Genomic DNA, 15,226 nt, shown 5'->3' with positions numbered 1-15,226 from the left:
TGCGGTGTGCCGTGAGGCCCGCGTCGCGTCGCTCCTGCGCCGGATATTGCCCCCAGACTACACCGCGCGAATGGGCGGCGGGTCATATCGCCCGCGCAGGTGGCGGCGGCCCGTGCCGTCCGCGTCGCGACCGCGCTGTGGTCTCGCTACGGCAGCGCTATGGCCGCAGCGCGTCGGCGAGCCACGTGGGCATCAGCGGATCGTCGGGGTCGAGGCGTCGGTCCGCATGTTCCGCGCGCAACGGCTTCCAGCCGTCCGCGCGGAACACGTCGAGCAGGTCGCGTGCCGTGCATGGTTCCGGCGTTTCGGCGAGACGCAGCAGCCACGCGCACACGCCCGTCACCTGCGCCGCCGTCACGCCGCGCTCCCGCAGCGCGCCCATGTCCAGCGAACGTTCACGCTTGGCGAGCCGACGGCCCGCCGCATTGTCGACGAGCGGGATATGCGCGTATGCGGGGCGCGCGGGAGTGGGGTGGTCTGGTTGCGGGCGATTGGCGGGTTGCGGGCGATCGTATGCGTGATTGCGGGGGATTGTGGATTGCGCGGTGATTGTGGATTGCGCGGACTTTGCGCGGGCGGTCTCTCCCCCAGTCAGCCTACGGCTGACAGCCCCCTCGTCAGAGGGGGCCGGAGAGGTGCTCGGACAGTCGTTCGGCAGTGCGCGAAGGCTGACGGCCCTCTTGTCAGAGGGGGTCGAGGACTCGTGCGAGGGGAGTGCGACGTGCCAGCCGGCGGCGATGAGGCGCTCGCGGATGTAGATTTGCAGGGCGGTGGAGCGCAGCAGGTCGCGGCCGCGGACGATCGAGTCGACGCCCATCGCGAGATCGTCGACCGTGACGACGAACTGGTAGCCGAACAATCCATCCGACCGGCGGATCACCGAATCGCCGATTTCGCATGCAAGATTGAACGACTGCGGCCCGAACGCCGCATCGTCGAACGTGACAACGGTGCTCTCGGTCGTTCCGATATCGGGCATCGCGATGCGCAGGGAGTGGCGGTCGCCGCGCGCGAGACGTGCGCGCACCTCGCCGGGGCGGTCGCGCATGAGACGGCGGCAGGTACCGGGGTAGATTTGGAATCCGTCGCCCTCCTGCGGCGCGGACGCGGCGCGGATGTCCGCACGCGAACAGAAGCACGGGTAGATGAGCGGAATGCCGTCGACGGTCTGCGATTCGAGCAGCCGCAACGCCTGCTCGTATAGGTCGGTGCGCTGCGACTGGTAGACGGGTTCGCCGTCCCAGTCGAGGCCGAGCCAGTCGAGATCGTCCGTGATCCACCGGTCGGCGTCCGGCAGCACGCGCGGGGTGTCGATGTCCTCGATGCGCAGCAGCATGCGCTGGCCGCGCGCCCGTGAGTCGAGCCACGCGGCCAGCATCGCCGTCATATTGCCGATATGCATGCGCCCCGAAGGCGTAGGTGCGAATCGTCCCGTCATGCGACCCAGCCTACACGCGGCACGGGCGGGCGGGGCGTATACACCCCCTCAGTCGTGCTCCGCACGACAGCTCCCCCTGAAGGGGCGCAGAATGCACGGTCATATGCCTGCGGCACATGCGATTCATCGCGCCCCTTCAGGGGGAGCTGTCCGCGAAGCGGACTGGGGGAGAGTCTGCGCCCCCCCTTCAGGGGGAGCTGGCCGCCGTAGGCGGACTGAGGGGGTTCCGGGCGCCCCGAGCCCGCCCCTACTTGTGGTACGGCTCTCCCGCGTTGATCTTATAGGCCCGGTAGATTTGCTCCAGCAGGATGACGCGCATGAGCTGGTGTGGGAACGTCATCTTCGAGAAGCTCAACTTGAAATCGGCCCGGCGCAGAATCGCGTCGTCCAATCCGATCGAACCGCCGATGACCAGCTGGATGTGGCTGGTGCCGCGCAGCCCGAGATCGTTGATCTTCGCGGCGAGTTCTTCGCTGGACAATTGCTTCCCGTCGATCGCCAGGGCGATGACGAACGCGTTGTCGCGCAAGTGCTTGGCGATGCGCTCGCCCTCCTTCGCCTTGATCTGGCGTTCCACGCCCGCCGAGGCGTGTTCGGGCGTCTTCTCGTCGGCGACTTCGATGATGTTGAGCTTGCAGTAGCGCGACAGCCGTTTCGAGTATTCGTCGATGGCGTCGCGCAGGTAGCGTTCCTTGACGCGCCCCGGCGCGATGATGTCGATTTGCATCGGTCAGACTTCCGTTGTGGGGGATCGATGACGCGTGTGTCGTCAAGGCGCACCGAGGGAAGGCGTACGAAGGTACGTCGACCGAGGGGCAATGCCGACGACACTCCGTCAGTCGATCACCCCGTAGAGGCGGTCGCCGGCGTCGCCCAGTCCCGGCACGATGTAGCACTTGTCGTTGAGCTTCTCGTCGACGGCGCAGACCACGACCTTGAAGTCGATGGACGGGTCGATGTGCTCCTCGACGTACTTGATGCCTTCCGGCGCGGCGATGATGTTGATCGCGGTGACGTCCTTCGCGCCGCGTTCGGCCAGATAGTGCGTGGCGGCGACGAGCGTGCCGCCGGTGGCGAGCATCGGGTCGATGAGGAAGCACTGACGGCCGGTCAGGTCGTCGGGCAGACGGTTCGCGTACGTGATCTGCTGGGTGGGGTGGTCCTCGTCGCGCTTCATGCCGAGGAAGCCGACTTCGGCGGTGGGCAGCAGGCGGGTCATGCCGTCGAGCATGCCGAGGCCGGCGCGCAGCACGGGCACGATGATCGGGCGGGGTTCGGCGAGCTTCTTGCCGGTCATCGGCGCGACCGGGGTCTCGATCGGCGTGGCCACGACGGACAGGTCGCGTGTGGCCTCGTACGCTTCGAGCATGACGAGTTCGGAGACGAGCTCGCGGAAGGTGGAGGACGGGGTGTTCTTGTCGCGGAGCACGGTCAGCTTGTGCTCGACGAGCGGATGATTCAAAACGTGAAGTTCCATGCCTCCCAAGCCTACCCGCCCCACGCGTCCGCATGGTGGATACGCGTGGCGGCGGGGCGGTCGTCTCCGGGGCGGAATCGCTGGAAAACCACGCGCCCGCGCGATGCCACGGGCGTGTAACCGTCATGTCACGGGGGATATGGAATCGAAACACGGGGGCAATTTGCCGTCAACTGGGCGCTGCCATTCTTGCGTCTTACGGAATCGCTTCTGCGGAACCGGTTTCACTGAATCATCGAATCGGACAAACCCGAACGTTCGGCATACGTGAAGAGGGAGAAGGACGTATGGCCATATCACATCGACTGAAGGCGGCCGCGGCGTGTTGCGTGACGGCCGCCGTACTCGCCACCGGCGGCTGCGGCTGGGGCCGCACCGTCGCCGAGAAGGAGGCGCAGGAATCCGGCGCCTCCACGGCGAGCACCGCGAGCTCATGCGTCGACACCTCCGGCGACACCATCAAGATCGGATTCGTCAACTCGCTGTCCGGCACGATGGCGATCTCCGAACAGACGGTCAGCGATTCGCTGCACATGGCCGTCGACGAGATCAACGCGAAGGGCGGCGTGCTCGGCAAGAAGCTCAAGGTCGTCCAGCAGGACGGCAAGTCCGAGCCGGCCGTGTTCGCCGAGAAGGCCAAGACGCTCATCGAGAAGGAATGTGTGGCCGCGGTGTTCGGCGGCTGGACGTCCTCCTCCCGCAAGGCCATGCTGCCCGTGTTCGAGGCGGACAACGCGCTGCTGTTCTACCCGCTGCAGTACGAGGGCATGGAGGCGAGCCCGAACATCTTCTACTCGGGCGCCGCCCCGAACCAGCAGATCGTGCCCGCCCTCGACTACCTCAAGGAGAAGGGCTACAAGAAGCTGTTCCTCGTCGGCTCCGACTACGTGTTCCCGCAGACCGCGAACCGCGTGGTCAAGGCGTACGCGGAAGGCAACGGCATGCAGGTCGTCGGCGAGGAGTACACGCCGATGGGCTCCACCGACTTCACGACGATCGTCAACAAGCTCAAGTTCTCCGGCGCGGACGCGGTGGTGAACACGCTGAACGGCGATTCCAACGTCGCGTTCTTCAAGGAGTACAAGGCGTCCGGCCTCAAGGCGGACACGGTGCCCGTGATCTCCATGTCGATCGCCGAGGAGGAGGTCTCCGCCATCGGCGTCGACAACGTGAAGGACCAGCTGACCGCCTGGAACTACTACCAGACGCTCGACAACAAGCAGAACACGACGTTCGTGAAGAACTTCAAGGCGAAGTACGGCCAGAACCGGCCCACCTCCGATCCGATGGAATCGGCGTACACGTCCGTCTACCTGTGGAAGGGCATGGTCGAGAAGGCCAAGTCGTTCGACGTGGACAAGGTCAAGGCGGCGGCCGACGGCGTCACCTTCGACGCCCCGGAGGGCCGCGTCAAGGTGGACGGCAAGAACCACCACATCTACAAGACCTCGTACATCGGCAAGATCGGCGACGACAAGCTCATCCACACCGTGTGGAAGTCCGACGGCCCGATCAAGCCGGACCCGTACCTGACCACCTACGACTGGGCGAAGAGCCTGAGCGCCGGGGCGAAGGACGAGGTCGCGTCGAGCACGTCCGGCGCGTCGAGCGCATCGGGCAAGTAACGAGAGCGGAAGGGAACACGAAACCATGGGTATGTTATTTCCACAGATCGTGGCGGGTCTGTCCAACGGATCGATCCTGCTGCTCGCCGCGCTCGGACTGTCGCTGACGTTCGGCCAGATGGGCGTCATCAACAACGCGCACGGCGAGTTCATGATGGCCGGCGCGTACACCGCCTACGTGATGAGCACGGTCATCGGCAACAAGGCCGTCTCGCTGGGCGTCGCGCTCGTCGTCGGATTCCTCGTCGCCGGACTGCTCGGCCTGCTGCTCGACGTGCTGCTGCTCGAACGCATGCGCACCCGTCCGCTGGACACGCTGCTCGTCACGTTCGGCGTCTCGCTCGTCCTCCAGCAGCTGGCGCGTGACATCTTCGGCGCGACCCCGGTCTACGCCTCCGCGCCCGACGCGCTCACCAACCCGGTGACCGTCTTCGGCTACAGCTTCTCCGCCGGACGCCTGTTCATCTTCATCCTGTCCGTCGTGTGCGTGGCCGCGCTGTATGCGATCCTCAAGCTCACGCCGCTCGGCCGCCAGATCCGCGCCACCTCCGAGAACCGCGACCTCGCCGAGGTCTCCGGCATCTCCACGAGGACCGTCGACCACGTCACGTTCTTCCTCGGCTCCGGCATCGCGGGCATCGCCGGCGTGGCATTGAGCCTGCTCAACTCGATCAGCTTCAACTTCGGCACCACGTTCATCGTGCAGGCGTTCCTCGTGGTCGTAGCCGGCGGCGTCGGCCAGCTGAAGGGCGCGGTCATCGCCTCCTTCGTGCTCGGCCTCGCCCAGTCCGCGATCGAGCTGCCGACGTCCGCGTCGATCGGCCAGGTCGCCGTGTTCCTGATCGTCGTCGTCTTCCTGCAGTTCCGCCCGCAGGGACTCGTTTCCATCCGTTCGAGGAACCTCGCGTAAGGGGAGGGGAGAATCATCATGAACAACGCTTCTCTGAACGCATTCGCCGTGAAATACAAGCCGTGGATCGGCACCGTCATCGCCATCGTGCTGATCTTCCTCGCGCCGTCCGTCATGAGCGTGTACAACCTCGGCCTGCTGTCGAAGTACCTGTGCTACGCGATGGTCGCGATCGGCATCGGCCTCGCCTGGGGCCAGGGCGGCATGCTGACGCTCGGCCAGGGCCTGTTCTTCGGTCTCGGCGCGTACGTGATGGCCATCCACATGAAGCTCGAGGACATCGGCCCCGGCCAGGTGCCCGACTTCATGGCCCAGTACGGCATCGACAAGGTCCCCGGATTCTGGGAGCTGTTCCGCAACCCGGTGATCGCCGTGATCGGCGTGGCCGCCGTGCCGGGCGCGATCGCCGCGCTGCTCGGTCTCGCCGTGTTCGGACGCGGCGTCCGCGGCGCCTACTTCGCGATTCTGTCGCAGGCGCTCGTCGCCGCCTTCTCCGTGCTGCTCATCGGCCAGTCGAAGACCACCGGCGGCACCAACGGCCTCAATGATTTCAAGGGCTTCTTCGGCTACGACCTCACCGACGACGCGAACAAGCAGATGATCTACTACATCTGCGCGTTCCTCACGCTCGCCATGGTGCTCATCGTCTACTGGATCCGCAAGTCGTTCATGGGCGACCTCATCATCGGCGTGCGCGACCAGGAGAACCGCATGAAGTTCCTCGGCTACAACCCCGCGTCCATCAAGGTGTTCGCGTTCTCGATGGCCGCCATGTTCGCCGGCATCGGCGGTGCGATGTTCGTGCCTGTCGTCGGCATCATCTCCCCGTCCGACATCGGCGTGACCCCGTCCATCCTGATGCTCGCCGGCGTCGTGATCGGCGGGCGCACCACGCTGCTCGGCCCGCTCGTCGGCACGCTCATCATCCGTTTCGCGGAGACGCAGCTGTCCGAGGCGTACCCGTCCGCGTGGACGTACATCGAAGGCCTCATCTTCATCCTGGTGATCGCCTTCGTGCCGATGGGACTCGGCCAGTTCAAGGGCGTGTGGCCCTGGATCAAGGAGAAGCTCGGAGGCGGCGCGGCCGGTGCCGCGGCCGCGTCCGCCGGAACGGCTGCTGGAACCACTGTCGCCGGAACCACTACTGCTAAGGCGGTGAACGCATGAGCGAGAAGAACGTGAAGAACACGGCGACGGCTGCGGCTTCGGTTGCGGCGAAGGCACCCGCCTCGCAGGAGGATCTGGAGAACCTGCGCGCCGAAATGGTCGCCATGCGCGACGAGGCCAAGCGCCTGCGCGACGAGGCGGCCGCCATGAAGGCCGAGATCGTCGAGGAGCGCGAACGGCTGCACGAGCAGCTCACCGCGCTCGACGACCGCGGCGGCCAGTGGAACGACTACCTCGAGATCAAGGGCCTGCACGTCGAATTCGACGGATTCGTGGCTGTCAAGGACCTCGACCTGACCGTCGAACACGGCGACCTGCGCTTCCTCATCGGCCCGAACGGCGCCGGCAAGACCACGATCATCGACGCGATTACCGGTCTCGTCCCCGCCACCGGCTCCGCCAAATTCCGTGGCGAGGAGCTGCTCGGACGCAAGCCGAACGACATCGTCAAACTCGGCGTCGGACGCACCTTCCAGACCGCGTCCGTCGTCGAGGAGCTGAGCGTGCTCGAGAACCTGCAGCTCGCCGAAGGCTTCCGCAAGAAGGGTCGCGACCTGTTCAAGCCGATGGGCGGCGTCACGCAGAACATCGAATACATGATGGACGTGTGCAACCTCACCGAGGACGCGCACAAGCCCGCCGGCATCCTGCCGCACGGCAAGAAGCAGTGGCTGGAGATCGGCATGCTGCTCGTCCAGGACGCGCACCTGCTGCTCCTCGACGAGCCGGTCGCCGGCATGACCCCGGCCGAGCGCATCGCCACCGGCGAACTGCTCAAGCGATGCAGCAAGAACCGCACGGTCATCATCGTCGAGCACGACATGGAGTTCATGCGCCAGTTCGCCGACTCCGTCACCGTGCTCAATCAGGGCGAAATCCTCGCCGAAGGCTCGGTCGAGGATATCCAGAACAACGAGGAAGTCGTCAAAATTTATTTGGGTGGAGGTGAGAACTGATGGCAATGCTGGAAGTGAAGGACCTGAACACCGGCTACGGCAAGGTGACGGTCGTCAACGACATCACGTTCGACGTGGCCGCCGGCCAGTGGGTGAGCATCGTCGGCAACAACGGCGCCGGCAAGACCACGCTGCTCAAGTCGATCCTCGGCCTGCTGCCGGTCTCGTCCGGCACGGTCACGTTCGACGGCGAGGACATCACGAAGGCCGCGCCGAACAAGCGCATCCGCAAGGGTATGGCGTTCGTGCCGCAGGGCCAGCAGTCGTTCGGCACGATGACCGTCGACGAGAACCTGCACGTGGTCGCCGACCGTTACGGCGCCGAGGCGAAGGCCCGCTACGACGAGGCCGTCGCGATGTTCCCGGTGCTCAAGGAGTTCTCCGGGCGCCGCGCCGGCCTGCTGTCCGGCGGCCAGCGCCAGCAGTTGGCGATCGCGCGTGCGCTCATCACCCGGCCGAAGCTCATGATTCTCGACGAGCCGACCGAGGGCATCCAGCCGAACATCGTCGCCGAGATCCAGCAGGCAATCCGGTCGATGGCCGAGCAGAAAGGCATCGGCGTGGTGCTCGTCGAGCAGAAGGTGCAGTTCGCCGTCGAACGCGCGGACAAGTACTATGTGCTCGCCTCCGGTCGTTTCATCGCCGCCGGCGAGGGCGGTCCCGACCAGGTCGAGGCGGCGAAGGACGCGATGAGGGTGTGATCGCGCGCGGCGTGGTGTGGTTCGCGTGGTTCGCGTGGTTCTCGCGGTTCGCGGCGTGATGCGTTGCAATTGCGGCGTGATGCGCGTGTGATAGCCTGACTCACGATTTCAGCGGTGCGGCCCCACGGTTCTCTCCCATGCCGATTGCGGCGGGAAGTGGACCGTGGGGCCGCACGCGTACGCGCGGATCGCAGGACGGGAAAGGATGCCTTGCTTCCCTTGCCTCGCGATCCGCCTCGAGAACGAGGGGAACCACCGATGAAGAAGAGTCTGCTGGCCGTCGCCGCCGGGGCGTTCGTGCTCGGCGCCGCCGAATTCGTGATGATGGGCATCCTGCCCCAGGCCGCGGCGGCCACGCACGTATCCATCCCGACCGCCGGCCATTTCATCTCCGCATACGCGATCGGCGTGTGCGTGGGCGTCACCATGCTCGTGTTCGGGCGCAAGGCGAGTCCGAAGCATCTCGTCATCCTGTTCATGGCGCTGGCGCTCGCCGGCAACGCGTTGAGCGCCGTCGCGCCCACCGCCGGCGTGCTCGTCGCCGCGCGCTTCATCGCCGGACTTCCGCACGGCGCGTTCTTCGGCACCGGAACCGTGATCGCGAAGACGCTCGCCGACAAAGGCAAGGAAGGCAAGGCGGTCGCCGTGATGGTGACCGGACAGACCATCGCCAACATGTTCGGCGTACCCGCCGGAACGCTGCTCGCCGAATACCTGAACTGGCGGCTCGCGTTCACGATCCTGGCGATCGGCGCCACCCTCACCATCGCACTCACGCTCGCATGGATGCCGCTCGTTCCCGCCGTTCCGGACGCGGGTCTCGCCGGACAGTTCCGCTTCCTCGCCAAGCCCGGACCGTGGCTGGTGCTCGGCGCCGTGTTCATCGGCAACACCGGCGTCTTCTGCTGGTGGAGCTACGTGAGCCCGTGGCTGCAGAAGACCGGCGGCTACGATTCGCGATTCGTGCCGCTGCTGATGATGCTCGCCGGATTCGGCATGGTGGTCGGCGGACTCGCCGGCGGGCACCTCGCCGACCGGTGGCTGCACGCGGCGACCGCCGCGGTCGGCCAGTCGATCTCCGCGGTCGGACTGTTGCTCGTGTTCCTGCTGCCCGGCAATCTCGTGACCTGCGCGATTCTGACGTTCTGGATCGCGTTCGGCCTGTTCTTCATCAACGGGCCGCAGCAGCTGCTCATGGCCGACGCGGGCAAGGGCGGCGGCGAGCTCATCGGCGGCGCGGCCGTGCAGATCGGTTTCAACGGCGGCAACGCGGTCGGCTCGCTCGTCGGCGGCATGGCGCTCAACGCCTCCGGCATGAACTACCACATGACCGGTCTGGCCGGCATGCCGTTCACCGTGATCGCGGTGATCCTGCTCACGGCGTTCGCGCTGCGGTTCGAGCGGGCTCGGCGGTGATACGTGTGATGCGGTTGCGGCGTGATGACACGGTGGCGCGGTGACGTCTCGACGCGGACTTTTCGGCGGCGTTTTTTACGGAGGTGAGCCCCTTAGTCCGTAAAAAACGCCGCTTACCGTTGCTCAGTGTCGCTTTTTACGGATATGGCCGTTATCTTCCGTACATTGGGACGCTGAGCCGCCTTCAGCGTCCCAATGTACGGAGCCGATGAGGCGATTGCGTACTGTCCGTCGCTGAGGGAGCGGCGGGCATTTATGCTGCTAAGCGCACACAATCAGTGATCCTGCTCGATGGGATAGTGCTTCTTATCGCGGAAGTATTCGATGACTGGTCGTTGGATATATGTTCCGAACGACTGCTGATACGGGTATCCACAGCCTCCGTTCATCGCGTAGAGATTCTTATCGTTGTCGAAGCTCAGGATGCGATCTTCGCGGTCATCGGTGGCGGATGTAACGACCACCAACAGTCGGTTACGGTCGAAACGGGCAGTCGGGGCAAGGGAACTCTTGGGTACGGCCGCCTGGATCTCCTTCCCTAGGCGTTGTTCGAAGGTATCTCTGTCGATGTGGGGGTTATCTTGGGCGAATTTATGTGCGATTCGCTCCAGAATTTCCTGCTTGCCGATTTTGTATGCGGCATGCCCCTCCTCGGTCCAATTCCATTTGGAGAAGTCCCGACCTACGGAATCCGTTGTCTGGTTCACGGCCATCGGTGTAATCTGCATGATGCGTTTGACGGTGCTGAGCTTCATGTCGGTGAACACTTGGTTGCGAAGGTACCGTTGCGCATATAGGAACTCATTTTTGCCAATGACGTTCGAAACCGACGACGGGAGGCCGTTCGTCTGCTGGTTGGTATCGTCGGATGTCTCTTCGCTCTCGGTGATGTCATGTATGAAGTCGAGGGAGGAGAGCTTGGTCTCCAACTGTTCGGCGTCGATGGTGTTGACGTATTGTGCGATTTTCGCGTAAAGGCCCGGCCACGAGACCTGCAATCCCAGCAGATATAGGAACGCCTTCTGATCTACCGGTTCGGCTGCGTCGTGCAGTCGGTCCCAGAACATGCTTGACAGCAACAGGAACGTGTTGATGAAGCGCTTCGTCTGTCGTGGGTTGGATTGCAATGCCTCCAGTGCGATTATGCGTACATCATCCTTGAGACTTCTGTCAAGCCAAGTGCCCAGGATCTTCCCCCAGCTTTTCTTGCCTACGAGATTTTCGATAGTGACCTGTGTGCCGGCGTTCTGGGAGAATTCGGATAGCGGGATGGTAAATGGCAGCTGGATGATCTTTTCGAGATACCGGGTTCCGTCGATGGCGCTGCCGTGTGATTTGTAGTGCGTCTCCAAAGCACTGACGATGTAGTTGCGATCCAAGGCAAGCACGAAAATCATGCCGGCTCGTCCGGTCAGGGAACTGATGGTCTCTATGGAACGAGTGATGCTGTCCGGGGCGCAACGATCTAAGTCATCGATGAGAATGACGAGCCGTTTGTTGGCTACCGCTAGGCATCCGGCAAGCAGGTCGAGAGCCTGAGACATGGAAAAACTGTTCTCGTTGAATGGAAGTGTTTCCAGTATCTCGGATACGCGCTTCAACGTGGGATTGGCCGATTGTTTAAGGTCAGGGATTGCGTTGGCGTATTGGGCGAGGGTGAATTCCGTTGTCACGGGACCGTTCGCACCGACAGTGACGGTTGTATTGGCCGCTGCATGTGCCAACCCGGCGAGAAGGCTTTTCATGTATTGGATTGCGGTACGTGCATGGTCGGACAGGGTATGCTTCTTGGTGCTTTCCTCCTGTTCAAGCATATTTTTTACCGCTTGATACATTGCGCCGATGAGTTCCTGATCAAGGTTGGAGGAACGCTCGTGGTGCCATGCATTGAAACTGATGACGATGGACTGTTGCCTCGACTGCTTTTCGACTTTCTGTTGGATGCTGCTCAGCAACGTGGATTTTCCGCTTCCCCATGGTGCGAACAGTCCGATGGTCATCGGCGTGTTATCGAGTGCGGAGCCGTTTGCGTTATCGCTCGTATCGTCACCACAGATGATTGTGGCCAATGTATTCGCATAGGCTTCGTAGCCGAGTTGGGGCTTGTCCATGATCGGCAGGTCGTTCAACATAGGGATGGGTGTTGTGGGCTTGGGGGTTGTGCTCGTACGCGTTTGGGGTGCCATCCGTACCTACTTCCGGGGAGTCAGCGCTGAATCATTCCGCAACAACGATACATCGGATGATTCGGTGAACGAGGAAGCGGAAACGCTGTTCGGACATCAGTGGGCAGAGAGATGAGTTTGCAACGGTGCGCAATGGTGCAATTAGGTACGCAATCGTGTAATTAGGTGTGTTTTGCTGCGGGGGCATTATATGACGCCTCGATTCGCGCGGAAACCCCACGGAAACCGTTGGGAAACCGTCGGTAACGTCATGTTCCCGAATTGGAAACCGTGTGGATTCGCTCCTGCAAACAACGGCGACGATGATGCCTCTCAATCGTGATTCCGGCATGGCCGATGTCGTGCGGATCATCACGCAGCCATGAGAGAGAGGAAGCGTCATGTCGAACTCATTGCGCCGACGGGAGCAAACGCGTCGCCCTATATTCACCAGATTCGCCGCCGCGATGAGCGGTGTGGCGATGCTCGCCACGTTCGGACTCGCGTCCGCCGCGGCGGGAAGCATCACCGCCACCGCCTACGCCGATCCGTTCACCAGCAGTCAGACCGCGTCCGCTGCCACCGTGACCAGTGGCACGATTCCCGCCGGGCAGCTCTCCGTCGTGAATTTCGCTCCGAAATGGGGCGACAAGCAGGCCAACAAGGCGAGCATGCTCAAGTACATCGCCGATGCGCATGCGTCCGGTGTCAAGATGATCGTCTTCCCTGAAATGGCGCTCACCGGATACGTGTACTCCTCCGACCCGGATTCGCCTGACTATAAGATGGCGGTCTCGCAGGCGGAGACGACGGAAAGCCCCATCACACGCGAAATCGCCACGGCTGCGGCGGCCGACGGCATGTGGGTCATCTACGGCACTTCCGAGAAGATTCCCGGCGACACGAACCACGCCTATAACTCCGCGTTCGCCATTTCGCCGGAAGGCAAGGTCACCTCCTATCAGAAAATCGCGCCGGTCGAAGGCGATTGGGCGACGCCCGGCACCACGCCGGTCATCCTCCAGACCGAATGGGGGCTGATGGGATTGAGCATCTGCTACGACACGTACGCGCAGCCGGAGATTGAACGATACTATGCGGCGCAGGGCGTCAGCCTGCTCGTCAACCCCACCGCCACGTCGCGTAGCTACACCGACATCGACGGTGATGGCGTGAAGGACGCGAAAGGTTGGGAATGGTACTACCGTAACCGCCTTGAATCCATTGCGTCACGTGACGGACTGACCATCGCCAGCGCCGACCTCGTCGGGCCGGACGGGTATACGGGCGATGACGGCACCCAACCCTACGATTTCCCCGGCGGCAGCGTCATCCTCCAGGGCGGGTTTGGCTCGGCGAAATACTATGCCGGGCAGAACACCGATGGCACGCTTGTCACCGCGAAGGCAGGCGCGCTCGTCAACGACACGGATCTGCGCCTCGGCGCCGGCAGCACCACGCAGGTCGCTAACGATTTCCACCCCGATTACTACGCGAAGTGGTACGCGGAACTTGCTGATAAGCAGGAAAGCGGCGACGGACTGTCGTACACCTTCGGCTCCAAGGACGGTCCCACCACCGCGGTCGCGAACGTCAGCGGTGTCTGGGGCGACAAGGAGAAGAACGTCGACATGATGCTCCGCTACGTCAAGGAGGCGCACGAGAAGGGCGTGGATGTCATCGTGTTCCCCGAGACGATTCTCACCGGTTATGACAGCACCGATCCGGCCGGCAAGAACGACGCCCACACCGCCAATCCGGAAGTCAACAAGACGCTCGCGAACAGCAATGACTACATGCAGGTGCTGCTCGCCGAGAAGGTGAAGGGCGCGGACGGCGACACGTCGCGTGGCCCCTCCGTACAGAAGATGGCTGCCGCCGCCAAGGAATACGGTATGTACATCATCTTCGGGCTGCCCGAAATGCCCGACGGTGGGCCGATCACCGACAGTGATGGCATCCGCAAGGTCTACAATTCCGCGGCGATTTGCTTCCCCGACGGTCATACTGACTCCTACCAGAAGATGCATCGTGCCGGCAACGAGGAGAAGGTCTGGTCCGTGCCCGGCGACACCCCCGTCATGTTCGACATGCCGGAGTGGAAGGGCAAGGACGGCAAGGCGCTCAAGGTGGGCATCGACATCTGCCGCGACGGCCACTTCTACCCGGAACTTGGACGCTATTACGCGGCGAGCGGCGCCGAACTCCTGCTGCACCCGACCGCCACTACCGGCAACGCCTGGTACCGTGAGACCCGCATGGGCAGCTACACGGATCGTGACGGACTCGGCGTCGTCAGTGACAACGTGTGGGGGCCCGACGGATATCCGCTCGATGCGGACGGCAATCCCGTGTACTCGGTAGATGATTCCGGCGAGACCGTGTCCAGCGGCAAACCGGTCGCCGGATACAACTACGCCGGAGTCGGCAACGACCCGTTCCGCACCTCCAGCCTGATTATCAACGCATGGTCCGGCAAGAACGGCACTCGCTTCGACTATGCGACCGGCAGCGCGCTCGACACGAGCGGTAGCGGCAAGGGCGCGTCCGCCGATACCTCCGTCGACATGACGTTTGCGCAGGGCGCGTACGATCCCGACAACCTCGAATACCGTACGATGAACCTGTCGCAGGCCGGATTCCGCATCACGAACTTCCAAGCAAGGCTGTACTCGAAGATGTACGATGCGCTCGCCGTCCGTACGATCGCCGGCTACCAATCGATGTACCCGGCGATGAGCGGCTTGGACAAGTCCGCACTCGATGAGCCGATTGCAAAGGCGGAGACGATTCTCGGTGCGTCGGAAGGTACCGGCAAATACACGGACGAATCCGTGACGACGCTGACCACAGCGTACGAGGAGGCGCTGTCGCTGAAGAACAACACCACGTTCAGCAGCGAACAGAGCGATCTGGTGACCGCGGCTGTGAGCGATCTGGATACGGCCTTGGCTGCGCTGACCGCGAAGCCGGGGACCGGAACCGGAAATGGCTCCGGTACGGGTGCAACACCCGGTTCCGGTTCGGGCAGCTCCGATGCCACCGGCAAGAAGTCGGACGCGGCGAGCGGTTCCGATACGAAGACGAAGCAGCCTGCTTCCATGCCCGGCACCGGTGCCGATACCGCGACCGTGGTCGCCGTAGCCATCCTTCTCCTCGGCGCAGGTGCCAGTGGTGTGCTGATTCGCACACGCTTCCGTAGCAGGTGTGAACGATAGCTTGTTGCTGACTATATTCGGTGGGGGCACGTGATATCTATCGCGTGCCCCCCACCTATTCGTATTTGTGCATGTCAGGAGTGGAGTGCGCGTAGGGAATCGCCGCATGCTGCCCGAACATCGTGCGGCTGTCGGTGGTAGAGTAGGGGCGAT

Annotated in this window: 11 protein-coding genes; 7 read left to right on the top strand and 4 right to left on the bottom strand. The window is 63.3% G+C overall.

The window, feature by feature from the left end; genetic code table 11:
- Positions 1-157 precede the first annotated feature (157 nt).
- The 3 genes from AC1AYD_RS05405 to upp form a co-directional block, all read right to left on the bottom strand.
- Positions 158-1,438 carry a glutamate--tRNA ligase family protein gene (locus AC1AYD_RS05405; protein ID WP_476532633.1) on the bottom strand — a complete coding sequence of 427 codons (1,281 nt, stop codon included), beginning with the start codon at positions 1,436-1,438 and terminating at the stop codon, positions 158-160.
- 247 nt (positions 1,439-1,685) lie between these two features.
- Positions 1,686-2,165, bottom strand: a complete 480-nt coding sequence (gene rlmH, locus AC1AYD_RS05400) for a 23S rRNA (pseudouridine(1915)-N(3))-methyltransferase RlmH (protein WP_476532632.1) — start codon at positions 2,163-2,165, stop codon at positions 1,686-1,688.
- 108 nt (positions 2,166-2,273) lie between these two features.
- Positions 2,274-2,915: a uracil phosphoribosyltransferase gene (gene upp / locus AC1AYD_RS05395; protein ID WP_034529067.1), complete on the bottom strand. Its 642-nt coding sequence runs from the start codon at positions 2,913-2,915 to the stop codon at positions 2,274-2,276.
- A 287-nt stretch (positions 2,916-3,202) separates the two neighbouring features.
- Between upp and urtA the strand changes: the two genes are divergently transcribed.
- From urtA to AC1AYD_RS05365, 6 genes are all read left to right on the top strand, one after another.
- Positions 3,203-4,540 (top strand): urea ABC transporter substrate-binding protein, encoded by a 1,338-nt coding sequence (gene urtA / locus AC1AYD_RS05390; protein ID WP_476502758.1) that lies wholly within the window; start codon positions 3,203-3,205, stop codon positions 4,538-4,540.
- A gap of 25 nt (positions 4,541-4,565) precedes the next feature.
- Positions 4,566-5,450, top strand: a complete 885-nt coding sequence (gene urtB / locus AC1AYD_RS05385; RefSeq protein ID WP_476532631.1) for an urea ABC transporter permease subunit UrtB — start codon at positions 4,566-4,568, stop codon at positions 5,448-5,450.
- An 18-nt stretch (positions 5,451-5,468) separates the two neighbouring features.
- Positions 5,469-6,617, top strand: coding sequence for an urea ABC transporter permease subunit UrtC (urtC, locus tag AC1AYD_RS05380; protein WP_476532630.1), 1,149 nt, complete (start codon positions 5,469-5,471; stop codon positions 6,615-6,617).
- Positions 6,614-7,573, top strand: a complete 960-nt coding sequence (gene urtD, locus AC1AYD_RS05375; protein ID WP_476532629.1) for an urea ABC transporter ATP-binding protein UrtD — start codon at positions 6,614-6,616, stop codon at positions 7,571-7,573. The genes urtC and urtD overlap by 4 nt, the downstream gene beginning before the upstream one ends.
- Positions 7,573-8,274 (top strand): urea ABC transporter ATP-binding subunit UrtE, encoded by a 702-nt coding sequence (gene urtE, locus AC1AYD_RS05370; RefSeq protein ID WP_476502754.1) that lies wholly within the window; start codon positions 7,573-7,575, stop codon positions 8,272-8,274. Before urtD ends, urtE begins: the two co-directional genes overlap by 1 nt.
- Before the next feature lie 258 nt (positions 8,275-8,532).
- Positions 8,533-9,690 (top strand): MFS transporter, encoded by a 1,158-nt coding sequence (locus AC1AYD_RS05365; protein WP_476532628.1) that lies wholly within the window; start codon positions 8,533-8,535, stop codon positions 9,688-9,690.
- Between the two features lie 275 nt (positions 9,691-9,965).
- Here AC1AYD_RS05365 and AC1AYD_RS05360 read toward each other — a convergent pair whose 3' ends face one another.
- Positions 9,966-11,822, bottom strand: a complete 1,857-nt coding sequence (locus AC1AYD_RS05360) for a KAP family P-loop NTPase fold protein (protein WP_476544807.1) — start codon at positions 11,820-11,822, stop codon at positions 9,966-9,968.
- A gap of 500 nt (positions 11,823-12,322) precedes the next feature.
- On the opposite strand from AC1AYD_RS05360, the gene AC1AYD_RS05355 reads away from it, so the two are divergent.
- Positions 12,323-15,073: a nitrilase-related carbon-nitrogen hydrolase gene (locus AC1AYD_RS05355; protein ID WP_476544806.1), complete on the top strand. Its 2,751-nt coding sequence runs from the start codon at positions 12,323-12,325 to the stop codon at positions 15,071-15,073.
- Positions 15,074-15,226: the final 153 nt, after the last annotated feature.

This window comes from Bifidobacterium sp. LH_426, assembly GCF_056356875.1.
The sequence above is the reverse complement of the archived record's forward strand: the minus strand, read 5'-3'. Positions and strand labels throughout refer to the sequence as shown.